At 64.5% G+C, this 24,783-nt stretch carries 22 protein-coding genes; 21 read left to right on the top strand and 1 reads right to left on the bottom strand.

The window, feature by feature from the left end; translation table 11 throughout:
• Positions 1 to 25: 25 nt before the first annotated feature.
• From ACI766_RS20345 to fliJ, 21 genes are all read left to right on the top strand, one after another.
• Entirely contained in the window at positions 26 to 1,300 is a 1,275-nt protein-coding gene (locus ACI766_RS20345) for a hypothetical protein (RefSeq protein WP_003158210.1), read from the top strand.
• Positions 1,301 to 1,344: 44 nt separating this feature from the next.
• Positions 1,345 to 2,112 (top strand): 3-deoxy-manno-octulosonate cytidylyltransferase, encoded by a 768-nt coding sequence (locus tag ACI766_RS20340; RefSeq protein WP_014603178.1) that lies wholly within the window; start codon positions 1,345 to 1,347, stop codon positions 2,110 to 2,112.
• Positions 2,102 to 2,602 (top strand): hypothetical protein, encoded by a 501-nt coding sequence (locus ACI766_RS20335; RefSeq protein ID WP_003158212.1) that lies wholly within the window; start codon positions 2,102 to 2,104, stop codon positions 2,600 to 2,602. Before ACI766_RS20340 ends, ACI766_RS20335 begins: the two co-directional genes overlap by 11 nt.
• Complete coding sequence (locus ACI766_RS20330) at positions 2,599 to 3,702, top strand: class I SAM-dependent methyltransferase (RefSeq protein ID WP_003158213.1); 1,104 nt, start codon at positions 2,599 to 2,601, stop codon at positions 3,700 to 3,702. The genes ACI766_RS20335 and ACI766_RS20330 overlap by 4 nt, the downstream gene beginning before the upstream one ends.
• 3 nt (positions 3,703 to 3,705) lie before the next feature.
• The gene (locus tag ACI766_RS20325; protein WP_003158214.1) at positions 3,706 to 5,322 is read left to right on the top strand and encodes an aldolase catalytic domain-containing protein; all 1,617 of its coding nucleotides are present in this window, start codon (positions 3,706 to 3,708) and stop codon (positions 5,320 to 5,322) included.
• A 114-nt stretch (positions 5,323 to 5,436) separates the two neighbouring features.
• Positions 5,437 to 8,943 (top strand): glycosyltransferase, encoded by a 3,507-nt coding sequence (locus ACI766_RS20320; protein ID WP_087823773.1) that lies wholly within the window; start codon positions 5,437 to 5,439, stop codon positions 8,941 to 8,943.
• 224 nt (positions 8,944 to 9,167) lie between these two features.
• Positions 9,168 to 10,352, top strand: a complete 1,185-nt coding sequence (locus tag ACI766_RS20315; RefSeq protein WP_003158216.1) for a flagellin — start codon at positions 9,168 to 9,170, stop codon at positions 10,350 to 10,352.
• A 79-nt stretch (positions 10,353 to 10,431) separates the two neighbouring features.
• On the top strand, positions 10,432 to 10,818 hold the full coding sequence (locus ACI766_RS20310; RefSeq protein ID WP_003086436.1) for a flagellar protein FlaG: 387 nt from the start codon (positions 10,432 to 10,434) through the stop codon (positions 10,816 to 10,818).
• A gap of 77 nt (positions 10,819 to 10,895) precedes the next feature.
• Positions 10,896 to 12,332 carry a flagellar filament capping protein FliD gene (gene fliD / locus ACI766_RS20305; RefSeq protein WP_003123161.1) on the top strand — a complete coding sequence of 479 codons (1,437 nt, stop codon included), beginning with the start codon at positions 10,896 to 10,898 and terminating at the stop codon, positions 12,330 to 12,332.
• Positions 12,332 to 12,730 (top strand): flagellar export chaperone FliS, encoded by a 399-nt coding sequence (fliS, locus tag ACI766_RS20300; RefSeq protein WP_003086441.1) that lies wholly within the window; start codon positions 12,332 to 12,334, stop codon positions 12,728 to 12,730. The genes fliD and fliS (ACI766_RS20300) overlap by 1 nt, the downstream gene beginning before the upstream one ends.
• Before the next feature lie 58 nt (positions 12,731 to 12,788).
• On the top strand, positions 12,789 to 13,169 hold the full coding sequence (fliS, locus tag ACI766_RS20295) for a flagellar export chaperone FliS (protein WP_003158217.1): 381 nt from the start codon (positions 12,789 to 12,791) through the stop codon (positions 13,167 to 13,169).
• 25 nt (positions 13,170 to 13,194) lie between these two features.
• Positions 13,195 to 13,488: a flagellar protein FliT gene (locus ACI766_RS20290; RefSeq protein ID WP_003086445.1), complete on the top strand. Its 294-nt coding sequence runs from the start codon at positions 13,195 to 13,197 to the stop codon at positions 13,486 to 13,488.
• A gap of 281 nt (positions 13,489 to 13,769) precedes the next feature.
• Entirely contained in the window at positions 13,770 to 15,242 is a 1,473-nt protein-coding gene (gene fleQ, locus ACI766_RS20285) for a transcriptional regulator FleQ (protein WP_003086448.1), read from the top strand.
• Positions 15,243 to 15,354: 112 nt separating this feature from the next.
• Positions 15,355 to 16,563 carry a sensor histidine kinase FleS gene (fleS, locus tag ACI766_RS20280; protein WP_003082199.1) on the top strand — a complete coding sequence of 403 codons (1,209 nt, stop codon included), beginning with the start codon at positions 15,355 to 15,357 and terminating at the stop codon, positions 16,561 to 16,563.
• 4 nt (positions 16,564 to 16,567) lie between these two features.
• Positions 16,568 to 17,989: a sigma-54-dependent response regulator transcription factor FleR gene (gene fleR / locus ACI766_RS20275; RefSeq protein WP_014603176.1), complete on the top strand. Its 1,422-nt coding sequence runs from the start codon at positions 16,568 to 16,570 to the stop codon at positions 17,987 to 17,989.
• 246 nt (positions 17,990 to 18,235) lie between these two features.
• Positions 18,236 to 18,565: a flagellar hook-basal body complex protein FliE gene (gene fliE, locus ACI766_RS20270; RefSeq protein ID WP_003082207.1), complete on the top strand. Its 330-nt coding sequence runs from the start codon at positions 18,236 to 18,238 to the stop codon at positions 18,563 to 18,565.
• 22 nt (positions 18,566 to 18,587) lie between these two features.
• Positions 18,588 to 20,384, top strand: coding sequence for a flagellar basal-body MS-ring/collar protein FliF (gene fliF, locus ACI766_RS20265; protein ID WP_023087679.1), 1,797 nt, complete (start codon positions 18,588 to 18,590; stop codon positions 20,382 to 20,384).
• A gap of 5 nt (positions 20,385 to 20,389) precedes the next feature.
• Positions 20,390 to 21,406, top strand: coding sequence for a flagellar motor switch protein FliG (fliG, locus tag ACI766_RS20260; RefSeq protein WP_003082212.1), 1,017 nt, complete (start codon positions 20,390 to 20,392; stop codon positions 21,404 to 21,406).
• A 1-nt stretch (position 21,407) separates the two neighbouring features.
• Positions 21,408 to 22,214, top strand: coding sequence for a flagellar assembly protein FliH (gene fliH / locus ACI766_RS20255; protein WP_003082217.1), 807 nt, complete (start codon positions 21,408 to 21,410; stop codon positions 22,212 to 22,214).
• Complete coding sequence (gene fliI, locus ACI766_RS20250) at positions 22,204 to 23,559, top strand: flagellar protein export ATPase FliI (protein ID WP_003086458.1); 1,356 nt, start codon at positions 22,204 to 22,206, stop codon at positions 23,557 to 23,559. The genes fliH and fliI overlap by 11 nt, the downstream gene beginning before the upstream one ends.
• A 13-nt stretch (positions 23,560 to 23,572) precedes the next feature.
• The gene (gene fliJ, locus ACI766_RS20245) at positions 23,573 to 24,016 is read left to right on the top strand and encodes a flagellar export protein FliJ (protein ID WP_003082220.1); all 444 of its coding nucleotides are present in this window, start codon (positions 23,573 to 23,575) and stop codon (positions 24,014 to 24,016) included.
• 4 nt (positions 24,017 to 24,020) lie between these two features.
• Here fliJ and ACI766_RS20240 read toward each other — a convergent pair whose 3' ends face one another.
• Positions 24,021 to 24,734: a TorF family putative porin gene (locus tag ACI766_RS20240; RefSeq protein WP_003086461.1), complete on the bottom strand. Its 714-nt coding sequence runs from the start codon at positions 24,732 to 24,734 to the stop codon at positions 24,021 to 24,023.
• Positions 24,735 to 24,783 lie beyond the last annotated feature (49 nt).

The raw sequence follows: 24,783 nt of genomic DNA, 5'->3' as shown, positions 1-24,783 counted from the left end.
TCTCGTAATCTGAAGAGTCTTGAACATGTCTATCGTTACCGGAACCTTGCTGCGTGCACGCCTCAAGTACCCTGACCTGGACCTCTCCAAGGTTCGCCTAGTCGGATGGGGGGCGGGGCAGTTTTTCCAGGATTTCTACCCGTGTGTGAGCGAGTACCTGAACCTGCAATACACTATCTGTCCCTATCCCGAAAATCAGGGGAAGCGCATCCACGGCGTGGAAGTTCGGGCGCCGTCTGCACTCGAACAGGAATCGCTGGAGCACACCGTGATCGTGGTCATGGCCAACCACTTCCCCGAAGTGATGAACCAGATCAGTCAGTTTCATGGCAGGTTCCGCACGGTACGCGCTATCGATTTCGATCCGGGCAACGTGGCGCTGCTCGATGAAATGCAGGACGTCGCCGAGCTGCTCCCAAGTCTGACGATGAGGCGCGATCTGCCTTCCAGTCGGATGGGTATTTTCGTCCAGGGCCTGGCGTTCGACTTCACGCCGCTGGTGCTGGCCTGGAACCGCTCGCATTTCCCGTCCGCCTACCAGTGCATGGTGACCTGGGACCATCAGTCCAGCGAATTGCTCGAGCGCTGCCGCCCCTGGCTGGATGAGTTGATATTGGTTCCACAGCCGGAGAATCTCGGCTTGATGAACCGCAATGTGATCCTGCGTTCGGCACGCTTGGGTGTACAGCGCCTGGCGGACAAGGGGATCGAGTTCGCTGTTCGTTGCCGCAGCGACAACATTCTTCATGGTTCGCTTCACCAGGCGCTCAACGGACTCTTCTCGCATGGCCGCAATGCCGGGAAGATCGCGGTTTCGCTGGGTGCTTCCTGGCAGTACATGCCGTTCCACTTCTCGGAGAAAGCGATGATTGCAAGAACCGAGGATATGCTGGCGCTCTGGTCCCTGCCCGAGGATCCGCGTCCGGCAGACTGGGCCGCCGACGAGCTGTCCGATCGGCTGGAACTGTCGCCGGAGCGGCATTACCAGGAGCTGTCTCAGTACACCTTCGAATCTGCGCTCTGGCGAGATTATGCCCGGCGTCTGGGCTTTCCTGTGGAGTCCCTGGCCGACTCTTACCGTTTTGCACAGGCGCGCCTCCTGGCCCTTGAGCCGTATATGAGCTGGTACTCGTTGAAGTTCACCGCGCTGTTCAACCTGGAGCGTGACACGTTCTATTCGTTTTCCGCTGAAAGCTGGAACCGCCTGTTTTCCGATAGCGATGGAGCTCTGCTGCGGGCGGAGGCCGCCAGCCGACTTGCCATGAACTCGCGGGATTTCTGGCGGGGTAGGGTCGGTTAAATGTCGCGGAAAACGCAGTTTCCGCCCATCGGATGAGGGACTCCATGAAGTACGCCGTTGTCATTCCCGCACGCCATGCGTCGACACGCTTGCCAGGCAAGCCCTTGCTCGACTTATGCGGCGTGCCGATGATCGTCAGGACCTACAGGCAATGCATCCAGGCGGTGGACGCCGAGCATGTGCTGGTTGCCACCGACGACGAACGCATCCGCGCAGTCTGCGAAGGCGAGGGGATTCGCACGTTCATGACCTCGAGCCGTTGCCTGACCGGAACCGACCGGGTCGCCGAAGTGGCCGGACGGGTCTCAGCGGAAATCTTCATCAATGTTCAGGGCGATGAGCCGCTGTTCAATCCTGACGATCTGCGCAAGCTGATCGATGCAGCCCAGGCGAGCCCGGAAGCGATTATCAATGGCTACTGTGGCATCGCTGACGAAACGACGTTTCGCAACCCATCGGTCCCTAAGGTGGTCTTTCGTCCGGATGGACGCTTGCTCTACATGTCGCGGGCAGCCATTCCGACGACCAAACAAGGCGAGTTTAGTCGGGCCTGGCGTCAGGTGTGTGCCTACGCCTTTCCGCGTGAGGCGCTGCGAGCGTTCGCAGCCAGGCCGACGAAAACTTCACTGGAGGAGGTCGAGGACATCGAGATTCTGCGCTTTCTCGAATTGGGTTGGGAAGTCAAGATGATCGAAATGAGCGACCAGTCCATCTCAGTGGATAACCTCGAGGATGTGGAGCGGGTGTTGGACGCAATCCTCCAGCGCAAGCCGCGAACCGCTAGCGTTGGAGGTGACCAGCATGCCCCGTGACGACTCGGCGGCCTACTCGTCTCGCTGCGGTACTTTCGAGTGGTGCGATGCCGACTATGCTCGGACCTATTTGCCTCGGCGCTTCTGTGAGCAATTGGCGTCCTCGATTGCTCCGACCATACTTGGCATCGACGCACAGCCTGGCGAGTCGTTGTGGTTTTCCAAGCTTGTTGACCTGGGGTGCAGACTGGATTCTCTCGAGTCAGGTCTCGATAGCGTTGAGGATTGCGAGTGTCTGCGTAACGCCCACATCGACATGCACGGCTACGAGTGCCAGGAGATGGAGGCTGTCTCCCCTGGGCAAGTCGATTACATAGCCATCGAAGCGTCTCTCTTCGGTTTCTGCGGCAGGAGTGATATCTCCGCGAAGGCCTTCCAGCAGATGGATGATATCGGCTTCGCGTTGTGGGATATCGCCAATCTATCGAAAAGTCCCAAGAGGCTGCCTACCGATTGGGACGAGTTGGTCTATAGGCGGAGCGACTCATGAGCGAATCTCCTTACGTCCACTCGGCTGCAGAGGGGGTAGTTGAAAGCAGCATGGGGCTCTATTCCGTGCCCGCCTATGTCAGCTTCCTGCAGCAGAACCGGACCCGGGAACAGGCGTTGGCGATCTATGAGCAGCGTATCGCCGATGCGTTGGCGATTTACACGGAGTTTTCTCATGCATTCGTGGAAAGGTGTTGTCCTTGTTGCGGAGCGCAGGAGCGCGCCGACCTCGAACCTTTCCAGGGTATCTATTGTGTCGCCAAATGCATGCGCTGCACCACCGCGTATGTAACGCCTTGCCCGCCGCCGGCGGTACTTGGTCATTATTACAGCCAGTGCCGCTGCAACGGCATGCTCGGCGACCTGTTGAAGGCGCGTCAGCGCTCAGGCGACCGGATAATTTCCGATCGGGTGCGCTTTCTCCTCACTCTGATCGATGAGTATCTGCTGGGCCGGGCGCGGATACGCATCCTTGAGGTCGGCTGCAATTCGGGCGGCTTGTTATCCGAGTTGAAGGCTGCCCTTCACGCCAGCGATCTCCTGCACCGATGCGAGTTGACCGGCATTGATATCGACGCTTCGGCCATCGCTAGGAACGAAGACCGCGACCTCACGCTCCATGCTGCCAGTGCCGAGGAGTTTGCTGCCGGTAGTGGCGGGGTCTTCGACCTGATCATCCATTTCGAGCTGATCGAGCATCTGTTCGATCCTCACGGTTTTATGGTCGCCACGAAGAAGCTCATGAGCGATGGAGGGCTCCATCATTTCCATACACCTAACGCGCTCGGTATGGACAACCAGGCACTGGGTTACAACAGCTTTCGTGCGCTGGCCCATGGTATTTTTCCGCCGATGCATTTGCAGGCTTTCACTCCGCAAAATATCGGGCATTTCGCCATGCGTTCGGGCTACAGCATCGTTCAGATGGACACTCCTGGAAATTTCGATGTCGACATGGTTGCCAACTGGTTGCCGAAGGACGCCATGGACTCTCCTTTTATACACATCCACCAGTTGCCCAGGGAGCACCTGGCTATATTCCAACAATGGCTGAAAGTGCTAGGTGCGAGCAGCCACATGCGTTGCACGCTCAGGAGCTGATGGATGGTCCAGCCATTGTCGGCGATCACCAGCAAGGTGCTCGACTGTACCCTCCGTGATGGTGGCTACTACACCGCCTGGGACTTCCCCACCACGATCATCGAGCGTTATCTCGATGCGATGCGTGCGGCGCGGGTCGACGTCGTGGAGCTGGGTTTCCGGTTTCTGCGCAACGAAGGGTTCAAGGGAGCCTGTGCCTACACCACCGACCACTTCATCCGCAGCCTTGCCATTCCCGAAGGGTTGGCCCTGGCGGTGATGCTCAACGGCGCCGACCTTTTGGGCGAGATGGGCCTGGAGGCAGCGTTGCAACAACTGGTTCCAGAGAGCGCGGAAACCAGCGCGCTGAAGATGGTGCGCATCGCCTGCCACTTCCACGAGTTCGAGCGTGTATTGCCCGCGTGCGACTGGCTGAAGCGCCGAGGCTATGCCGTTGGCTTCAACCTGATGCAAATGGCCGGCCATACCCGTGAGGAGGTGAGTCGCCTTGCGTCATCGGCCAGTGACTGGCCCGTCGACGTGCTGTACTTCGCCGATAGCACGGGCAGCATGAAGCCCGCGGATGTCTGCGAGACCGTGGCCTGGCTGCGGGAAGGCTGGTCGGGGGCGCTGGGTTTTCATGCGCACGACAACATGGGCCTGGCGTTACAGAACACCCTGACCGCGCGGACCGAGGGCGTCGAATGGTTGGATGCCACCATCACCGGAATGGGACGCGGCCCCGGCAATGTGCGCATCGAGGAACTGTTGATCGAGCTTGCCGAGCCGCGGGCCAACCTGGTCCCCTTGCTGGCCCTGATCGGAGAATACTTCGCCCCTTTGAAGGTGCGGCATGGCTGGGGGACCAACGCGTTCTACTACCTTTCCGGGAAGCATGCCATCCACCCGACCTATGTCCAGGAAATGCTGGGCGACCCGCGCTATGGCGAAGAGGACGTGCTTGCCGCTATCGACTATCTACGTCGGCAAGGTGGACAGAGCTTCCGTCGCGACATGCTCGTCAGTGCCCGTCATCTCTATGATGAAACGCCGAAAGGGATTTGGTCCCCATGCGACTGGCTGGAAGGCAGGGAAGTATTGCTGCTGGGGGCTGGCGCAGGCGTGGTCAGGCACCGCCAGGCCCTCGAGTCCTATATCCGGCGTACCCGGCCAGTGGTAGTCGCGTTGAATACCCAGTCGGATCTCGACGCCAGCCTGATTGATCTCCGCGTAGCCTGCCATCCAGTACGCCTGCTTGCGGATTGCGAAACCCATGCGCGCCTGCCGCAGCCTCTCATAACCCCTGTCTCGAGCCTGCCTACCGAATTACTGATGTCGTTGCACGATAAGCAACTTCTGGATTTCGGGTTGGGAGTGAGGTCCGGCAGGTTCGAAGTGTTCCCTCAGGGCTGCGTCGCTCCGAACTCACTGGTCATCGGTTATGCCTTGGCGGTGGCCGCCAGCGGCAGAGCGCGACGAATTCTCCTGGCCGGTTTCGATGGCTATCCGCCGGGAGACTCGCGCAACCAGGATATGCAGGAACTGTTCAATCTGTTCTGTGCGCGGCAAAGCGTGCCCGGCATGGTTTCCGTCACGGAGACGGCTTATGACATTCCTTGCACGAGTATTTACGGCATGTAGCGACACACGCACCCGGACAGCAGCCCGCGGCTATGGATGATTCCCAAAGGCAAGGCCCGACAGAGACTAGCCTGGCGAATCGATGCTCTTCAATTTCGACAACGGTCAATGAATATGGGTGAACAGGCTCTCGTCAGCATCGTCATGCCGACCTACAAGCTGGAGTACTTCGAGGACGCCCTCGACAGCGTGCTCGGGCAGACCTATCTGGCCCTGGAGCTGATCATCTGCGACGACAGCAGCGACGAGCGGATCGCCACGCTGGTCGAGCAGAAGCGCGCCTCCGCGGCATTCCCGATCCGCTACTTCCGCAACGAGACGCGCCTCGGCGAGCTGGGCAGCACGGCGAAAGGCATCCGCCTGGCGGAGGGCGAGTACGTCAAGTTTCTCCACGACGACGACGTGTTGCTTCCCGAATGCGTCGAGGCGTTGGTGGGAGCGATGGAGCGCGAGCCGAACGTGGTCCTGGCCTCGTCGCGGCGGTTGCGTATCGACGAGGAAGGGCAGCCGCTGCCGGACATCCTGGCGACCTGCTTCCCGTTCGCCGGCGACGTCCTGATCGACGGTCGCGAGCTGGTCTCGTTCCTCGCCGACCACACCATCAACTTCATCGGCGAACCCAGTTGTCTGATGGCCCGGCGCGATGCGCTGCTGCAGATCTGCGAACGCCTGATGATGCTCAACGGCCGGGCCATCGACTGGATCGGCGACCTGGCCATGTGTGCGCAGTTGCTACAGCGTGGCGACCTGGCGTTCCTGTCGCGGCCGCTGACCCGTTTCCGCGTCTCCCGCCAGCAGTTCAGCCAGGTCGGGCGCGACCAGCCCGGTATCGGCGAGCAGGGCCATGCCGACTTCCGCCTGGCTATCCGCGAACTGGGTTGGTATCGCCAGGCCGGCGACAACCGCTTCGTCCGGGTGGCACCGATCACCCGCCTGGACGCCCGTGTCTTCAAGCCGGTCAACCTGCTCGCCGCGCTGAGGCGGGCGGCGGGCTTCGGTAGCGTCACGCTGTCGACCTGGCTGGAGGCGCGGCGGCCGGATGCGGTGCAGAAGGTGCTGATCGATCGATTCCTGCAGGAGCAGGGTGGTGGGCCGCGCTTCGCGGTGCTGGTGCTCGATGCCCACGGCGATACCGAGGCCGTGGAGCGTACCCTGCAGAGCCTGGAGCACGTCAATTCGTATCCACGTGTCGAGAGCCACCTGTTCGCGCCGCTGGGCACGAGTCCGCGGAACGGAGCGATGCTCTTCGATCCTGCCGCGGGGCCGATACCGACGATCAACCAGGCGCTTGCCCGGCTTGATACCGACTGGTTGCTCCTGGTCGAAGCGGGCGTCGAATTCACTGTCAGCGGCCTGCTGGTGGCGGCGCTGGACCTGCTGGCGGCACCGGAGAGCTGCCAGGCGGTGTACGCCGACGAACTCATGCGCCTGGATGACGGCGAGCTGGGCGCGGCGTTGCGCCCGGACCTGAATCTCGACCTTCTGCTCAGTTTCCCCGCCGGCCTGTCCCGGCACTGGTTGTTCCGCCGCGAGCCGCTGCTTGCCACGGGCGGATTCGACGAGACCGCCGGCGAGGCTTTCGAGCTGGCCTACCAGTTGCGTCTCGTCGAGCAGCGGGGCCTGGGCTGTATCGGACACATCAGCGAGCCACTGCTGTCTGGCCCAGCGCTGCGCCTGCAGGACAGCACCGCCGAGCGTGCGGCGATCGAAGGCCACCTGCGTGCCCGTGGCTACGCGCAGGCGACAGTCGGAAGCCGGCTGCCGGGGCGCTACGAGCTGGACTACGGCCACGCCGGGCAACCGCCGGTCAGCATCCTGGTGCTGGCCGGGGAGCGCCTGGCGCAGCTCCAGCGTTGCGTAGAAACCGTGCTGGAGAATACCGCCTATCCCAACTACGAGATCCTTCTGCTGGAACAGGGTGGCGAAGCGGCCGACGTTCGCGAATGGCTGCTCGCCGTCGAAGGCATGGGTGTCGAGCAGGTGCGGGTGCTGCGAGGCGATGGGCAGTTATCCCGTGGGGCTCTGCGCAACCTGGCGGCGTCCCGGGCGCGTGGCGAATTCCTGCTCTGGCTCGATGCCGGCAGCGGCATCCTCGACAAGGACTGGCTGCAGCAGTTGCTCAACCATGGCCAGCGTCCGGAAGTCGGCGCGGTAGGCGCCAAGCTCCTGGCGGCGGACGGACGGGTCTGCCACGCCGGCTGGCTGCTCGGCTTATGCGGACCGGCCGGGCGGGCCTTCGAAGGGCGTTCGCACGAGGACGCCGGTTACCTGCAGCGCCTGCAGGTGGACCAGAACTACTCGGCGGTGGCTGGCGAATGCCTGTTGATGCGCCGCGAGTTGTTTCTCGAATTGGGCGGTTTCGACGAGGCGCTGACGCGCTGGGACGATGTCGACATCTGCCTGCGGGCGGTCCAGGCGGGCTACCTGAACGTATGGACGCCGCGTGCGCGGCTGTTGCTCGATGCGCCTGCCACGACGGCGGCGAGCGTCGAGGAAGAAGATGCGCTGTACGCGCGCTGGCTACCGTTGTTGGCACGCGATCCCGCCTATAACCCGGGCTTTTCGTTGCAGGCCGAAGGCGGTTTCAAGCTGGCCGACCCGCAGCTGGCCTGGCGCCCGTTGCAGGGGTGGCGGCCCTTGCCCACTGTCCTGGCGCACCCCGCCGACCTGTTCGGCTGCGGCCATTACCGGGTGATCCAGCCGTTCAGCGCGTTGTGCGAGTCGGCATCCATCGATGGCGCGCTGTCGATCGGCCTGATGCACGTGGCCGATCTGGAGCGCTACGACCCGGATGTACTGGTGCTGCAGCGCCAGGTCGGCGAGGAGCGTCTCGAGGCCATGCGGCGGATGCAGGCGTTCTCGCGGGCCTTCAAGGTCTACGAGCTGGACGACTATCTGCCCAACGTGCCCCTCAAGAGCGCCCATCGCCAGCACCTGCCGAAGGACATTTTGCGCACGCTGCGTCGCGGGCTGGGTTACGTCGACCGCTTCGTGGTGTCGACGCCGGCCCTGGCAGAGGCCTTCGCCGGTCTCCACCCGGATATCCGGGTGATCGAGAACCGCCTGCCGGTGGGGTGGTGGCAGGGGCTGCGGGCGCAGCGGCGGCGCGGCGAGCGGCCACGTGTCGGTTGGGCGGGCGGCTCGAGCCATACCGGCGATCTGGAACTGATCGCCGATGTGGTCCGGGAACTGGCCGACGAAGTCGACTGGGTGTTCTTCGGCATGTGCCCGCCGTCCATCCGTCCCTTCGTCAGGGAAGTGCATGCGGGGGTGCCTATCGAACGCTATCCGCGGGCATTGGCGGCTCTCGATCTCGACCTGGCGCTGGCGCCGGTGGAGCAGAACCTGTTCAACGAGTGCAAGAGCAATCTGCGCCTGCTGGAATACGGCGCCTGCGGTTTCCCGGTGGTCTGCAGCGACGTGCGCTGCTACCAGGACGATCTGCCGGTGACGCGGGTGAAGAACCGTTTCCGCGACTGGGTGGAGGCGATCCGCATGCATACCCGCGACCTGGATGCCGCGGCCAGGGCAGGGGATAACCTGCGCGAACGGGTGCTGGCGGATTGGATGCTCGACGGCGAGCATTTGCGCGCCTGGTATCGTGCCTGGATGCCGGACTGAGCGGCCGGCGGGGCTTTCCGTCGCTGTCCGCAGCGCTCGGGAGGCCTTGCGCGAACCCCTCCGACGGGGCCGATGCATGAAAAACGAGGATGGTCAAAAAAAAACCTAAAGCTCCCCAGGGAAGCGCCGATAAAGATCACGAATGCGAACTTTAGGGGTGCCTGGGCGATGCCCACCCGAGGTCGCAAGCTCAGGCAAACATATCGTCCTTGGAGGGCATCAAGATGGCCTTGACCGTCAACACCAACATCGCTTCGCTGAACACTCAGCGGAACCTGAACAACTCTTCCGCGTCGCTGAACACTTCGCTGCAGCGTCTGTCCACCGGTTCGCGCATCAACAGCGCCAAGGACGACGCTGCCGGCCTGCAGATCGCCAACCGTCTGACCAGCCAGGTCAACGGCCTGAACGTGGCTACCAAGAACGCCAACGACGGTATCTCCCTGGCGCAGACCGCTGAAGGCGCCCTGCAGCAGTCGACCAACATCCTGCAGCGTATGCGTGACCTGTCCCTGCAGTCGGCCAACGGCTCCAACAGCGACTCCGAGCGTACCGCTCTGAACGGCGAAGTGAAGCAACTGCAGAAAGAACTGGATCGTATCAGCAACACCACCACCTTCGGTGGCCGCAAGCTGCTCGACGGTTCCTTCGGCGTCGCCAGCTTCCAGGTGGGTTCGGCCGCCAACGAAATCATCAGCGTCGGCATCGACGAGATGAGCGCAGAGTCGCTGAACGGCACCTACTTCAAGGCTGACGGCGGCGGCGCGGTCACTGCTGCAACCGCTTCGGGCACCGTCGACATCGCGATCGGCATCACCGGCGGCAGCGCCGTGAACGTCAAGGTGGACATGAAGGGCAACGAAACCGCCGAGCAGGCGGCTGCCAAGATCGCCGCAGCGGTCAACGACGCCAACGTCGGCATCGGTGCCTTCAGCGACGGCGATACCATCAGCTATGTTTCCAAAGCTGGCAAGGATGGCTCCGGTGCGATCACTAGCGCGGTTTCCGGCGTTGTCATCGCTGACACCGGCAGCACCGGCGTAGGCACCGCGGCTGGCGTAGCCCCTTCCGCTACCGCTTTCGCCAAGACCAACGACACCGTCGCCAAGATCGACATCTCCACCGCGAAGGGCGCTCAGTCCGCCGTGCTGGTGATCGACGAGGCGATCAAGCAGATCGACGCCCAGCGTGCCGACCTCGGTGCGGTGCAGAACCGCTTCGACAACACCATCAACAACCTGAAGAACATCGGTGAGAACGTATCGGCTGCTCGCGGCCGGATCGAAGACACCGACTTCGCAGCCGAAACCGCCAACCTGACCAAGAACCAAGTGCTGCAACAAGCCGGCACCGCGATCCTGGCCCAGGCCAACCAGCTGCCGCAGTCGGTTCTGAGCCTGCTGCGCTAAGCTTCGGCGAGGTCAAGGTGAAGTCACGAGGGGGAGCGCTGGCGCGCTTCCCCTCGTATCTCATTGAGAGGTAGCGACGATGGACGTCAGCAATGTCAACAATTCGACGGCTGCTCCGGTAATCCGGCTGTTCGGCTCGGCGTCTTCTTCCGATGGCGCACGCCCGGCCGGCCAGGCCGGCGAGGCGGCCGCCAGCGCAAGCGCGCAACGGACGGGCGACGTCAGGATGGGCGACAAGGAGCAACGCGCTGCGGTCGAGGAGGCGGTTTCCTCCATCGAGAAGTTCACCCAGAGCATCCGTCGTGATCTGAGTTTCAGCCTGGACGACTCCACGGGGCGGGTAGTGGTCAAGGTGACCGATTCGACTTCCGGAGAAGTCATCCGGCAAATCCCTTCCGAAGAGGCCCTGCGCCTGGCAGAGCGACTGGACGAAGCGCGCAGCCTGCTGTTCAAGGCGGAAGCCTGAGCGGAATTGGCACGTCTTTTGAGTGTCTGTTGGAATTGGAAGGACAAAGCGTCAATGAGCTGACGAGGTGAAGCAAGATGGCGAACAGTACGACGATCAACGGCTACAACTCGGGCCTTGATATCAAGAACATCGTTTCCACCCTGGTGGCGGCCGAGAAGGCGCCGAAGGAGGCGCAGCTCAAGCGTCTGGAAAGCGACACCACCGCCAAGTTCACCGGCATCGGCCAGCTCAAGAGCGCGATCTCCGACCTGCAGACCATCCTCAAGGAACTGAACAAGCCCGAGCTGTTCCAGAAGCGCTCGGCGAGTACCAGCGACGAGAAGTTCGCCACCGCCACCGCGACCAAGGACGCCCTGCCGGGTATCTACAAGCTCGAAGTGACCCAGCTGGCCAGTGTCAGCAAGGTGGCCACCGCGTCGTTTGCCGATGGCTACAAGACCACTTCCGGCGGAACCCTGACCATCAAGCAGGGTGCCGACGATGCCGGTGTCACGGTAAACGTCGCGGCGGGCGCGACCCTCGCCGAAGTGCGCGACTCGCTCAACGCGCAGCTGAAGGACAAGGGCATCACCGCCAACATCGTCAACAACCCTGGAGACGGAACCTCGCGACTGGTCTTCACCGGCAAGGATTCCGGCGCCGGCAAGGACGTGTTCGTCCAGGGCAGTTCCGGCCTGGAGAACTTCAACATCGGCAGCGTCGGCGCCGATGGCAAGCTGACCCTGTCCCAGTTGGACGGTACCTCCTCCAGCAGCAGCGGCTATATCACCCAGGCGAAGAATGCCAAGTTCAGCATCGACGGCCTGACCCTGGAAAGTCCGACCAATACGGTCGACAAGGTCATCAACGGCGTCACCTTCGAGCTGAAGACGGTCACCGACACCAACAAGCCGATCACCATCTCGGTCGAGCAGGACCGTGGCGGCGTCAAGGACAACATCAAGAAGTTCGTCGAGGCCTACAACAAGCTGGTCGGCGTGACTTCGGAACTGACCGGCGTGACCAAGGTGGGCGACGACAAGGCTCCCGTGGTCGGTGCCTTGGTCGGTGACAGCAGCGTGCGCAACCTGCTCACCACCATGCGCAACGAGATGGTCCAGCCGGGGCAAGGTACCGATGTTCGCATGCTCGCCGACATGGGTATCACCACCAAGAAAGACGGCACCCTGGAAATCGACGACAAGAAACTCGACAAGGTTCTGAAGGACAAGTTCGAGTCGGTTTCCGCTCTGTTCACCGGCGATACCGGCCTGATGAAGCGTCTCGACGACAAGCTCACGCCTTACACCCAGACCGGCGGTGTGCTCCAGCAGCGCCTGGATGGATTGCAGGACACCATCAAGTCGGTGGATACCCAGCGCGAAGCGCTCAATCGCCGGGTCGAGCAGTTGCAGGATCGTTTGCTCAAGCAGTTCACCGCCATGGACCAGTTGATCGGCCAGCTCAACCAGACCAGCGGACGCATGGCCCAGGCTCTTAGCAGCCTGCCTGGCCTTGTGAAGAAAAGCTGATGTCGCGTCCTATCGATACCTACCGGCAGGTAGGCAGCGCACAGGACGTCCCGCCCTACCAGGTGGTCAAGCTGCTGCTGGACGGCGCGCTCGAACGCATCGCCCTGGCCCGGCGCGCGGTGCTGGAGCGCAACCCGGCGCTGCGCGGCGAAGCGGTAGGCACCACGTTGTCGATCATCGGCGCCTTGCAGGCTGGCCTCGATCACCAGCAGGGCGGCGAGATAGCCGGCAATCTGGATGCGTTGTACGACTACATGACCCGCCGCCTGGCTGGTGTCGCGCTGGACGACACACCGCGTCCGCTGGACGAGGTCGAGGCGCTGCTGGGCCAGATCAAGCAGGCCTGGGATGCCATTGGCAGCGCCGAAGCGCAGGGCGAAGACAGCGAACGGCGCTAAAGAATCGCGGTAGCCGACCGATATAGAGCGTATCAGTCACCGAACAAGGCAACCGTCGATGAACGCAATGGCAGCCATGCGGCAATACCAGAATGTCAGTACCCAGGCTCAGGCTATCGATGCCAGCCCGCATCGCCTGATCCAGATGCTGATGGAAGGCGGCCTGACCCGGATGGCGCAGGCCCGCGGAGCCCTGGAGCGCGGCGAAGTGGCGCTGAAGGGCGAGCTGATCGGCAAGGCCATCGCCATCGTCGGTGGCCTGCGCGAAGGGCTCGACTTCGAGGCGGGCGGCGAGCTGGCAGCCAACCTCGACCGCCTTTACGCCTACATGTCGATGCGCCTGACGGAAGCCAACTTGAAGAACGACGCGGGCAAGCTCGAGGAAGTTTCCGAGCTGTTGCGCAACATCAAATCCGGTTGGGATGCGATTGCCCCCTGAGAGGCATCCCCAGAGGGACCAAGCAATGAGTGCAGCTGTACAGATCCTTGAAGAAACCGGTAGCGCCCTGCGCGTTGCCCTGGCCAGCCAGAACTGGGAGGCCATCGGTGAACTCGACCAGCGTTGCCGCCAGGCCGTCGACGAGGCGATGCTCGATGTACAGGACGAAGCCACCTTGCGGGCGCGGATGGAAGAGCTGCTGGCGCTGTATCGCGAGCTGATCGATGTCTGCCAGGGCGAGCAGCGCAAGCTGGCCACCGATCTGATCCAGCTGAACCAGTCGAAGCAAGGCGCCAAGGTCTACCAGATGTTCGGATAAGTTTTTCATGGCTTTGTGCCGTTACTTTGGCGCAAGGCTTTTCGGAAAAATTTACATATCCCCCAAAACCCCTGCCAGTACTGCTTTCCATGCGGTCTGTAGGGGTTTTTTATTGCCTCTCCCTGTCGGAAACAGCAAAAAAAACACGCCATAAAATTGACTAATCGTTCACATTTGACTTAACTAGTGGCCAAATGCTGGCTGCTTATTAGAAATAGGCATTAGTCCCAGCCCTCTTTCGGGTCGAGCGAGACCCATTCGATGCAAGGCAGCTGATCAAAATGTGGCGCGAAACCAAACTCTTGCTGATTGACGACAATCTCGATCGCAGTCGCGACCTGGCAGTCATTCTCAACTTCCTCGGCGAAGATCAGCTGACCTGCAACAGCGAGGATTGGCGAGAGGTAGCGGCGGGCCTGAGCAACAGTCGCGAAGCCCTGTGCGTGCTGCTCGGTAGCGTCGAGTCGAAGGGCGGGGCGGTAGAGCTGCTGAAGCAGCTGGCCAGTTGGGACGAGTACCTGCCGATCCTGCTGATCGGCGAGCCGGCCCCGGCCGACTGGCCGGAAGAGCTGCGCCGCCGGGTGCTCGCCAGCCTGGAGATGCCGCCCAGCTACAACAAGCTGCTCGACTCCCTGCATCGCGCCCAGGTCTACCGCGAGATGTACGACCAGGCCCGCGAGCGCGGCCGTTCCCGCGAGCCGAACCTGTTCCGCAGCCTGGTCGGCACCAGCCGGGCGATCCAGCAGGTGCGGCAGATGATGCAGCAGGTCGCCGATACCGATGCCAGCGTGCTGATCCTCGGCGAGTCCGGCACCGGCAAGGAAGTGGTGGCGCGCAACCTGCATTACCATTCCAAGCGCCGCGAGGGGCCCTTCGTCCCGGTGAACTGCGGGGCGATCCCGGCGGAACTGCTGGAAAGCGAACTGTTCGGCCACGAGAAGGGCGCCTTCACCGGTGCCATCACCAGCCGTGCCGGACGTTTCGAGCTGGCCAACGGCGGCACCCTGTTCCTCGACGAGATCGGCGACATGCCGCTGCCGATGCAGGTCAAGCTGCTGCGCGTGCTGCAGGAGCGCACCTTCGAAAGGGTCGGCAGCAACAAGACGCAGAACGTCGACGTGCGGATCATCGCCGCGACCCACAAGAACCTCGAGAAGATGATCGAGGACGGCACTTTCCGCGAAGACCTCTACTACCGCCTCAACGTATTCCCCATCGAGATGGCGCCGCTGCGCGAGCGGGTGGAAGACATCGCCCTGCTGCTCAACGAACTGATCTCGCGGATGGAGCATGAGAAGCGCGGGTCGATCCGCTTCAACTCGGCAGCGATCATGTCGCTCTGCCGCCACGACTGGCCGGGCAACGTCCGCGAACTGGCGAACCTGGTGGAGCGCCTGGCGATCATGCATCCCTACGGGGTGATCGGGGTCGGCGAACTGCCGAAGAAATTCCGCCATGTCGACGACGAGGACGAGCAACTCGCCAGCAGCCTGCGCGAAGAGCTGGAAGAGCGCGCGGCGATCAACGCCGGGCTGCCGGGAATGGACGCGCCGGCGATGCTGCCGGCCGAAGGCCTGGACCTCAAGGACTACCTGGCCAACCTCGAGCAGGGCCTGATCCAGCAGGCCCTCGACGACGCCGGCGGAGTGGTCGCGCGGGCCGCCGAACGCCTGCGCATCCGTCGCACCACGCTGGTGGAGAAGATGCGCAAGTACGGCATGAGCCGGCGCGACGACGACCTGTCGGATGATTGACAGGTCGTTTCGCAACGCTTTGATTTTCAAATGAAAAAAATTTAGGCACGGGTATTGCTATATCTCCGTCGACCGACAGAACCATGACGTCGCGCCGACCGAGAGAAACGCAATGCAACCAGCCCTCCACGCCTTCCCCGAGCAGCCAGCCGATACGGCCGAGGCCACCAGCCGCGCCGGCCTCGAGCAGGCCTTCGCGCTGTTCAACCAGATGTCCAGCCAGCTCAGCGAGTCCTATAGCCTGCTGGAGGAGCGCGTTACCGAGCTGAAAGGGCAACTGGCCCTGGTCAGCGCGCAGCGCATGGAGGAGCTGGCGGAAAAGGAGCGCCTGGCGAACCGCTTGCAGAGCCTGCTCGACCTGCTTCCCGGCGGCGTCATCGTCATCGATGCCCATGGCGTGGTCCGCGAGGCCAACCCGGCGGCCCTGGGCCTGCTTGGCGAGCCGTTGGTGGGCATGCTCTGGCGTGAGGTGATCGCCCGCTGCTTCGCTCCGCGCGAGGATGACGGTCACGAGATTTCCCTGCGCGACGGACGTCGCCTGTCCATCGCCACCCGCTCGCTGAACGGCGAACCGGGGCAACTGATCCTGCTCAACGACCTCACCGATACCCGCCGTCTCCAGGAGCAACTGGCGCGCCACGAGCGCCTGTCGGCGCTGGGGCGGATGGTCGCCTCGCTGGCCCACCAGATCCGCACGCCGTTGTCGGCGGCGTTGCTCTATGCCGGGCACCTCAGCGAGCAGGCGCTGCCGACCGACCAGCAGCAACGCTTCGCCGGGCGCCTGAAGGAGCGCCTGCACGAACTGGAGCATCAGGTACGCGACATGCTGGTGTTCGCCCGCGGCGAGCTGCCACTGACCGACCGGGTGGCGCCGAAGGCGCTGTTCGACAGCCTGCGCGCGGCGGCCGAAGTCCATGTCCAGGGGCTCCAGGTGCGTTGGCAGTGCGAGGCGCGCGGCGGCGAGCTGCTGTGCAATCGCGACACCCTGGTGGGCACCGTGCTCAACCTGGTGGAGAACGCGATCCAGGCCTGCGGGCCCGAACTGCGCCTGAAGGTGCATCTCTATGCCCGCGCCGACAGCCTGCGCCTCAGCGTCAGCGACAACGGACCGGGTATGGACCCGGCGACCCTGGCGCGCCTGGGCGAACCCTTCTTCACCACCAAGACCACCGGTACCGGGCTCGGCCTGGCGGTGGTCAAGGCCGTGGCGCGCGCCCACCAGGGGCAATTGCAGTTGCGCTCTCGGCCGGGGCGCGGCACCTGCGCCACCTTGATCCTGCCGCTGATTCCGGCGGCGCCTCTTTCTGCGATTCAGGAGTAACCCCATGGCAGCCAAAGTCCTGCTGGTCGAAGACGACCGCGCACTACGCGAAGCCCTCAGCGACACCCTGCTACTGGGCGGTCACGAGTTCGTCGCCGTGGACTCGGCGGAGGCGGCGCTGCCGGTCCTGGCCCGCGAAGCCTTCAGCCTGGTGATCAGCGACGTGAACATGCCGGGCATGGACGGACACCAGTTGCTCGGCCTGATCCGTACACGCTACCCGCACCTGCCGGTGTTGCTGATGACCGCCTACGGCGCGGTCGATCGCGCCGTCGAGGCGATGCGCCAGGGCGCCGCCGACTACCTGGTCAAGCCGTTCGAGGCGCGGGCGCTGCTCGACCTGGTGGCACGCCATGCGCTGGGCCAGTTGCCGGGCAGCGAGGAGGATGGTCCGGTGGCCCTGGAGCCGGCCAGCCGGCAGTTGCTGGAACTGGCCGCGCGGGTCGCGCGCAGCGATTCCACCGTGCTGATCTCCGGCGAGTCCGGGACCGGCAAGGAAGTCCTGGCCAACTATATCCACCAGCAATCGCCGCGTGCCGGCAAGCCGTTCATCGCGATCAACTGCGCGGCGATCCCGGACAACATGCTCGAGGCCACCCTGTTCGGCCACGAGAAAGGTTCCTTCACCGGCGCCATTGCCGCCCAGCCCGGCAAGTTCGAGCTGGCCGACGGCGGCACCATTCTTCTCGACGAGATATCGGAAATGCCCCTCGGCCTGCAGGCCAAGTTGCTGCGCGTATTGCAGGAGCGCGAGGTGGAGCGGGTCGGTGCGCGCAAGCCGATCAACCTGGATATCCGCGTGCTTGCCACGACCAACCGCGACCTCGCGGTGGAAGTCGCGGCGGGGCGTTTCCGCGAGGACCTCTACTATCGCCTGTCGGTCTTCCCGCTGGCCTGGCGGCCGCTGCGCGAACGCCCTGCGGACATCCTGCCGCTGGCCGAGCGTCTGCTGCGCAAGCACAGCCGCAAGATGAACCTCGGCGCGGTGGCGCTCGGCCCCGAGGCCGCCCAGTGCCTGGTCCGGCATGCCTGGCCGGGCAACGTACGGGAACTCGACAACGCCATCCAGCGTGCATTGATCCTGCAACAGGGCGGCCTGATCCAGCCCGCCGACCTGTGCCTCACCGCGCCGATCGGCATGCCGCTCGCGGCCCCGGTGCCGGTGCCCATGCCGGCAATGCCACCGGCCACCCCGCCGAGCGTCGAGATTCCGTCGCCGGCCGCAGGCCAGGACGCTAGCGGCGCGCTGGGCGACGACCTGCGCCGCCGCGAATTCCAGGTGATCATCGATACCCTGCGCACCGAGCGCGGCCGCCGCAAGGAGGCCGCCGAGCGCCTTGGCATCAGCCCGCGGACCCTGCGCTACAAGCTCGCCCAGATGCGCGACGCCGGGATGGACGTGGAGGCCTATCTCTACGCCATCTGAGGGCTCGCCATGTTCCCCAGGCCCGCCTCGTGCGGGCCTTTTGCGTCCGCCGCCGGTCGTCGCCCGGGGCTGTTCGAGCGTGCGCGCCTGCCGATAACCGGAGCAGGGACGGACCCTGCTGCGGTCGCGGGCATTGGCGGCGAACGCCGATGCCGGGCCTTGGGGGCGACTTGGCACCCTTGTTGCTAACTCCTCTGCAAAGTGCCGGGCGGCGTCAAAAAAGCCGCGGCTGTTGGAGGAAGAGTCATGAGTCAGGGTGTCGAGTTCAATCGTCTGATGCTGGAAATGCGTTCCATGCAAATGGAAGCCATGGCCAAGGCCAAACCGGCTCAGGCGCCGGCCGAAGCGGGGGCGCCGAGCTTTTCGGAAATGCTCTCCCAGGCCGTGGACAAGGTGAACGAGACCCAGCAGGCCTCCACCGCGATGGCCAACGCCTTCGAGGTCGGCCAGAGCGGCGTCGACCTGACCGACGTGATGATCGCCAGCCAGAAGGCCAGCGTGTCGTTCCAGGCCATGACCCAGGTGCGCAACAAGCTGGTCCAGGCCTACCAAGACATCATGCAGATGCCGGTCTGAGCGGCGCGAGGATAACTAGTTCATGGCCGATGCACTGATCGACAGCCAGGTTCCCGCCAAGAGCGGCGGTGCCGGGATGCTGCAGAAATCCTTCCCGGGACTGTCGTTCCTCGACAACCTTTCCGAGATGACCATGCTGCGCCAGATCGGCCTGCTGGTCGGTCTCGCCGCCAGCGTGGCGATCGGCTTCGCCGTCGTGCTCTGGTCCCAGCAGCCGGACTACAAGCCGCTCTATGGCAGCCTCAACGGGGTCGACGCGAACCGTGTGGTGGAAGCGCTGACCGCGGCGGACATTCCCTACAAGGTCGAACCCAACTCCGGCGCGCTGCTGGTCAAGGCCGACGACCTCGGCCGGGCACGCATGAAGGTGGCCTCCGCCGGCGTGGCGCCGACCGACAACAACGTCGGTTTCGAGATCCTCGACAAGGAACAGGCGCTGGGCACCAGCCAGTTCATGGAAGCCACCAACTACCGCCGCGGCCTGGAAGGCGAGCTGGCGCGCACCGTGTCGAGCCTGAACAACGTCAAGGCCGCCCGCGTGCACCTGGCGATCCCGAAGAGTTCGGTGTTCGTCCGCGACGACCGCAAGCCCAGCGCCTCGGTGCTGGTCGAGCTGTATCCGGGTCGCAGCCTGGAGCCGAGCCAGGTGATGGCGATCGTCAACCTGGTCGCCACCAGTGTGCCGGAGCTGGACAAGTCGCAGGTCACCGTGGTCGACCAGAAGGGCAACCTGCTCTCCGACCAGCAGGAACTCTCCGAGCTGACCATGGCCGGCAAGCAGTTCGACTTTACCCGGCGCATGGAAGGCCTGCTCACCCAGCGCGTGCACAATATCCTGCAACCGGTGCTGGGCAACGGTCGCTACAAGGCCGAGGTGTCCGCCGACGTTGACTTCAGCGCGGTCGAGTCGACCTCGGAGATGTACAACCCGGACCAGCCGGCCCTGCGCAGCGAGCAACGCAACAACGAGGAACGGCAGAATTCGTCCGGCCCGCAGGGCGTGCCGGGGGCGCTGTCGAACCAGCCGCCGGGCCCGGCCAGCGCGCCGCAGCAGGCCACCGCCAGCGCGCCGGCCGACTACGTCGCGCCGGGCCAGCCGCTGAAGGACGCCAACGGCCAGACCATCATCGATCCGAAGACCGGCAAGCCGGAGCTGGCGCCGTACCCGACCGACAAGCGCGACCAGACCACCCGCAACTACGAACTGGACCGCTCGATCAGCTACACCAAGCAGCAGCAGGGGCGCTTGCGCCGACTGTCGGTGGCGGTGGTGCTGGACGACCAGATGAAGGTCGACGCGAAGACCGGCGAGGTCAGCCACCAGCCCTGGAGCGCCGACGAACTGGCGCGCTTCACCCGCCTGGTACAGGATTCGGTGGGCTACGACGCCAGCCGCGGCGACAGCGTCAGCGTGATCAACGCGCCGTTCGCCCCGGCCCAGGCCGAAGAGATCGACAGCATTCCGTTCTACTCGCAGCCGTGGTTCTGGGACATCGTCAAGCAGGTGCTCGGCGTGCTGTTCATCCTGGTCCTGGTGTTCGGTGTGCTGCGTCCGGTGCTGAGCAACATCACCGGCGGCGGCAAGGGCAAGTCGCTGGCCGGCGGCGGCGGTCGCGACGGCGACCTGGCGCTGGGCGAGAGTGGCCTGGAAGGCTCGCTGGCCGACGACCGGGTGAGCATCGGCGGGCCGTCGAGCATCCTCCTGCCGAGCCCCACGGAGGGGTATGATGCGCAATTGAACGCGATCAAGAACCTGGTCGCACAGGACCCGGGCCGCGTCGCCCAGGTCGTGAAAGAGTGGATCAACGCCGATGAGTAAGCGCCATGAGTGAGAATCGTCTCGCCGCCAAACTGACCAAGGTCGACAAGGCCGCCATCCTGCTCCTGTCGCTCGGCGAGACCGACGCGGCGCAGGTGCTGCGGCACATGGGACCGAAAGAGGTGCAGCGGGTCGGCGTGGCCATGGCGTCGATGCGCAACGTGCATCGCGAACAGGTCGAGCAGGTGATGGGCGAGTTCGTCGAAGTGGTCGGCGACCAGACCAGCCTCGGCGTCGGTGCCGACGGCTACATCCGCAAGATGCTCACCCAGGCCCTCGGCGAGGACAAGGCCAACAACCTGATCGACCGCATCCTCCTCGGCGGCAGCACCAGCGGCCTGGACAGCCTGAAGTGGATGGAGCCGCGTGCCGTGGCCGACGTGATCCGTTACGAACACCCGCAGATCCAGGCCATCGTGGTCGCCTACCTCGATCCCGACCAGGCCGCCGAGGTGCTCAGCCATTTCGACCACAAGGTGCGCCTGGATATCGTCCTGCGCGTCTCCTCGCTGAACACCGTGCAGCCCTCGGCGCTGAAGGAACTCAACCTGATCCTGGAGAAGCAGTTCGCCGGCAATTCCAACGCCACCCGCACCACCATGGGCGGGGTCAAGCGCGCGGCGGACATCATGAACTACCTCGACAGCTCCATCGAAGGCCAGCTGATGGATTCGATCCGCGAGGTCGACGAAGACCTGTCCGGACAGATCGAGGACCTGATGTTCGTCTTCGACAACCTCGCCGACGTCGACGACCGTGGCATCCAGGCGCTGCTCCGGGAAGTCTCCTCGGACGTACTGGTGCTGGCGCTCAAGGGCTCCGACGAGGCGATCCGCGAGAAGGTCTTCAAGAACATGTCCAAGCGTGCCGCCGAGCTGCTGCGCGACGACCTGGAGGCCAAGGGGCCGGTACGGGTCAGCGAAGTGGAAGGTGCGCAGAAGGAAATCCTCACCATTGCCCGGCGCATGGCCGAGTCCGGCGATATCGTGCTGGGCGGCAAGGGTGGCGAGGAGATGATCTGAGGTGGTCCCCCACGACAAGGACAAAGACAATCCCAGCGAACTGATCCGCGGCAAGGACGTGGCGGCCTTCGGCCTCTGGTCGTTGCCGAGCTTCGACGAGCCGCGCGACGAGCCGGCCGTTGCCGCGCCGCAGGTGCCCGCGGTCGCCGAACCCGCGCCGGCGCCGCCGGCGGTGGAAGAGGTCGAGCTGGAGACCGTCAAGCCGCCGACGCTGGAGGAGATCGAGGCGATCCGCCAGGACGCCTACAACGAAGGCTTCGCCACCGGCGAGCGCGACGGTTTCCACGCCGGCCAGTTGAAGGCGCGGCAGGAAGCCGAGGAGGCGCTGAAGGAGCGCCTGCAAAGTCTCGAGCGTCTGATGACGCAGCTTCTGGAACCCATCGCCGAGCAGGACGCCCTGATCGAGCAGGGCATGGTCAACCTGGTCAACCACGTTGCCCGCCAAGTGATCCAGCGCGAACTGCACATGGACTCCAGCCATGTCCGCCAGGTCCTGCGCGAGGCTCTGAAGCTGCTGCCGATGGGCGCGGCGAACATCCGTATCCATGTCAACCCGCAGGACTTCGAGCGGGTCAAGGCGCTGCGCGAGCGCCACGAAGAGAGCTGGCGGATTCTCGAGGACGATTCGTTGCTGCCCGGCGGCTGCCGCATCGAGACCGAGCACAGTCGCATCGACGCGACCATCGAGACGCGCCTGGCGCAGGCAGTGAAGCAACTGTTCGAGCAACAGCGCGAACAGGCGACCCATCCGCTGGCCAGCGACATCCGGATCGACCTCGACGCCCCCGGAGACGTCGATGCGCCTTGAGCGAACCAGTTTCGCCAGGCGCCTGGAGGGCTACACCGAGGCTGTCTCGCTGCCGGCGCAGCCGGTGGTCGAGGGCCGCCTGCTGCGCATGGTCGGCCTGACCCTCGAAGCCGAAGGCCTGCAGGCCGCGGTCGGCAGCCGCTGCAACGTGATCAACGAAAGCGGCTACCACCCGGTGCAGGTGGAGGCCGAAGTGATGGGCTTTTCCGGTAGCAAGGTGTACCTGATGCCGGTCGGCAGCCTCGCCGGCATCGCGCCCGGCGCGCGGGTCGTGCCGCTGCCGGACACCGGGCGCCTGCCGATGGGCATGTCGATGCTCGGCCGCGTGCTCGACGGCGCCGGCCGCGCCCTCGACGGCAAGGGCGGGATGCGCGCCGAAGACTGGGTGCCGATGGACGGCCCGACGATCAACCCGCTCAAGCGCCACCCGATCAGCGAACCTCTCGACGTCGGCATCCGCTCGATCAATGGCCTGCTCACGGTCGGCCGCGGCCAGCGCCTCGGCCTGTTCGCCGGTACCGGGGTGGGCAAGTCGGTGCTGCTGGGGATGATGACCCGCTTCACCAGGGCCGACATCATCGTCGTCGGTCTGATCGGCGAGCGGGGCCGCGAGGTGAAGGAGTTCATCGACGAGATCCTCGGCGAGGAAGGCCTCAAGCGCTCCGTGGTGGTCGCCTCGCCGGCCGACGACGCGCCGCTGATGCGCCTGCGTGCCGCGCAATACTGCACGCGGATCGCCGAGTACTTCCGCGACAAGGGCAAGAACGTATTGCTGCTGATGGACTCGCTGACCCGCTACGCCCAGGCCCAGCGCGAGATCGCCCTGGCCATCGGCGAGCCACCGGCGACCAAGGGGTATCCGCCATCGGTGTTCGCCAAGCTGCCGAAGCTGGTGGAACGCGCCGGCAATGCCGAAGCCGGTGGCGGCTCGATCACCGCGTTCTACACCGTGCTCTCCGAGGGCGACGACCAGCAGGACCCGATCGCCGACGCCGCTCGCGGCGTGCTCGACGGGCACTTCGTATTGTCCCGGCGGCTGGCCGAGGAAGGCCACTATCCGGCCATCGATATCGAAGCTTCGATCAGCCGGGTGATGCCGCAGGTGGTCGAGGCCGAGCACCTGCGCGACGCCCAGCGCTTCAAGCAGCTCTGGTCGCGCTACCAGCAGAGTCGCGACCTGATCAGCGTCGGTGCCTACGTGGCCGGCGGCGATCCCGAGACCGACCTGGCCATCGCGCGCTTCCCGGTCATGCGCCAGTTCCTGCGCCAGGGCCTCGACGAAAGCGAAAGCCTGGCGGAAAGCCGTGCGCGGCTGGCGAGCCTGCTCGCCGGCGGGCAGGCCTGAGGCGCCCTGAGGCATGGAGAAGCGCGCGGCGCGGCTGGCGCCGGTGGTGGACATGGCCAGCAAGGCCGAGCGGGATGCCGCGACCCAGCTGGGCAGGTGCCAGCAGCAATTGCTCGCGGCACAGCAGAAGCTGGCGGAGCTGGAACGCTACCGCAACGACTACCAGCAGCAATGGATCAGCCAGGGCCAGAAGGGCGTCAGTGGCCAGTGGCTGATGAACTACCAGCGCTTCCTCTCGCAACTGGAGACCGCCGTCGCCCAGCAGGCCAACAGCGTGACCTGGCACCGCGAGGCGGTGGACAAGGCGCGGCTCAACTGGCAGGAGAGATACGCCCGCCTGGAAGGGCTGCGCAAGCTGGTCGAGCGCTACCTGGAAGAGGCGCGCCAGGCCGAGGACAAGCGCGAGCAGAAACAGCTCGACGAACTCGCCCAGCGTACCCGCCGCCAGGACGACTGACGACTCAGAAGAACGGACGCGACGCCTTCAGCATGAACGTGGTGTCGCAGTAGCTGTTGTGTCCCGAGTAGGCGCTGCAATCGCTGCCGGTCAGGCTGGTGCCGCTGTAGGACAGGTTCAGGTCGATGCCCAGCCAGGGCCGCGAGAGGTTCACCGACCAGTCGTTGAAGACGCTCACGTAGCCCCCGCCGCTGAGGCTCGCCGGGTTGTCCAGGCGATGGTTGCCGTACTTCAGGGTGACGTCGAAACCGAACGGTGGGTTGACCCCGAGGTCGGCGAACAGGGTGGTGTCGTTGCGCCCCGGGTCGCTGCTCAGGGCCGCGCCGAGCCGGCTGCCGAAGATCGACAGGCCGCCGTAGAGTTCGGCTGCGTCGTTGGCCGGCTGCTCCGGGCGGCTGTAGCGGATCAGGCCCATTTCGTAGCCCAGGCGGTTGTTCAGCGGGCGCTTGAAGCCGGCGTAGGAGTCGATCTCGGTGGGCTTGCCGGGGTCGAGGTTGGAGGTCCAGTTGCCGATGTACCAGCCACTTTCGTGGCTTAGGTCGAGGCCGCCGTGGAAACTGCCGGAGCTGCCCGGGGTGACCAGGCCCTGGGCCATGCTGCGGGTCGGACTGGTGGCCAGCTTGAGTTCGAAATCGCCCAGGTCGCGGGCCATCACCTGGGCCAGGGCCGAGGAGCTGGCGAGCAGGGCACAGGTGAGCACGAGCAGGTGCTTGAGCATGGTTCTCCCCTGGTAATGCGGACAACGGCGCTGCGCCGGTCTTCCCGCA

The sequence above is a fragment of the Pseudomonas sp. DL genome (assembly GCF_047199225.1).
Classification (GTDB): domain Bacteria; phylum Pseudomonadota; class Gammaproteobacteria; order Pseudomonadales; family Pseudomonadaceae; genus Pseudomonas; species Pseudomonas aeruginosa.
This window is presented reverse-complemented; position numbering and strand designations above follow the sequence as displayed.

What these genes read in the sequence shown, in the direction of transcription:
- ACI766_RS20345 (WP_003158210.1), top strand. Translation starts at nt 26, where the DNA reads ATGTCTATCGTTACCGGAACCTTGCTGCGTGCACGCCTCAAGTACCCT.
- ACI766_RS20340 (WP_014603178.1), top strand. Translation starts at nt 1,345, where the DNA reads ATGAAGTACGCCGTTGTCATTCCCGCACGCCATGCGTCGACACGCTTG.
- ACI766_RS20335 (WP_003158212.1), top strand. Translation starts at nt 2,102, where the DNA reads ATGCCCCGTGACGACTCGGCGGCCTACTCGTCTCGCTGCGGTACTTTC.
- ACI766_RS20330 (WP_003158213.1), top strand. Translation starts at nt 2,599, where the DNA reads ATGAGCGAATCTCCTTACGTCCACTCGGCTGCAGAGGGGGTAGTTGAA.
- ACI766_RS20325 (WP_003158214.1), top strand. Translation starts at nt 3,706, where the DNA reads ATGGTCCAGCCATTGTCGGCGATCACCAGCAAGGTGCTCGACTGTACC.
- ACI766_RS20320 (WP_087823773.1), top strand. Translation starts at nt 5,437, where the DNA reads ATGGGTGAACAGGCTCTCGTCAGCATCGTCATGCCGACCTACAAGCTG.
- ACI766_RS20315 (WP_003158216.1), top strand. Translation starts at nt 9,168, where the DNA reads ATGGCCTTGACCGTCAACACCAACATCGCTTCGCTGAACACTCAGCGG.
- ACI766_RS20310 (WP_003086436.1), top strand. Translation starts at nt 10,432, where the DNA reads ATGGACGTCAGCAATGTCAACAATTCGACGGCTGCTCCGGTAATCCGG.
- fliD (WP_003123161.1), top strand. Translation starts at nt 10,896, where the DNA reads ATGGCGAACAGTACGACGATCAACGGCTACAACTCGGGCCTTGATATC.
- fliS (WP_003086441.1), top strand. Translation starts at nt 12,332, where the DNA reads ATGTCGCGTCCTATCGATACCTACCGGCAGGTAGGCAGCGCACAGGAC.
- fliS (WP_003158217.1), top strand. Translation starts at nt 12,789, where the DNA reads ATGAACGCAATGGCAGCCATGCGGCAATACCAGAATGTCAGTACCCAG.
- ACI766_RS20290 (WP_003086445.1), top strand. Translation starts at nt 13,195, where the DNA reads ATGAGTGCAGCTGTACAGATCCTTGAAGAAACCGGTAGCGCCCTGCGC.
- fleQ (WP_003086448.1), top strand. Translation starts at nt 13,770, where the DNA reads ATGTGGCGCGAAACCAAACTCTTGCTGATTGACGACAATCTCGATCGC.
- fleS (WP_003082199.1), top strand. Translation starts at nt 15,355, where the DNA reads ATGCAACCAGCCCTCCACGCCTTCCCCGAGCAGCCAGCCGATACGGCC.
- fleR (WP_014603176.1), top strand. Translation starts at nt 16,568, where the DNA reads ATGGCAGCCAAAGTCCTGCTGGTCGAAGACGACCGCGCACTACGCGAA.
- fliE (WP_003082207.1), top strand. Translation starts at nt 18,236, where the DNA reads ATGAGTCAGGGTGTCGAGTTCAATCGTCTGATGCTGGAAATGCGTTCC.
- fliF (WP_023087679.1), top strand. Translation starts at nt 18,588, where the DNA reads ATGGCCGATGCACTGATCGACAGCCAGGTTCCCGCCAAGAGCGGCGGT.
- fliG (WP_003082212.1), top strand. Translation starts at nt 20,390, where the DNA reads ATGAGTGAGAATCGTCTCGCCGCCAAACTGACCAAGGTCGACAAGGCC.
- fliI (WP_003086458.1), top strand. Translation starts at nt 22,204, where the DNA reads ATGCGCCTTGAGCGAACCAGTTTCGCCAGGCGCCTGGAGGGCTACACC.
- fliJ (WP_003082220.1), top strand. Translation starts at nt 23,573, where the DNA reads ATGGAGAAGCGCGCGGCGCGGCTGGCGCCGGTGGTGGACATGGCCAGC.
- ACI766_RS20240 (WP_003086461.1), bottom strand. Translation starts at nt 24,734, where the DNA reads ATGCTCAAGCACCTGCTCGTGCTCACCTGTGCCCTGCTCGCCAGCTCC.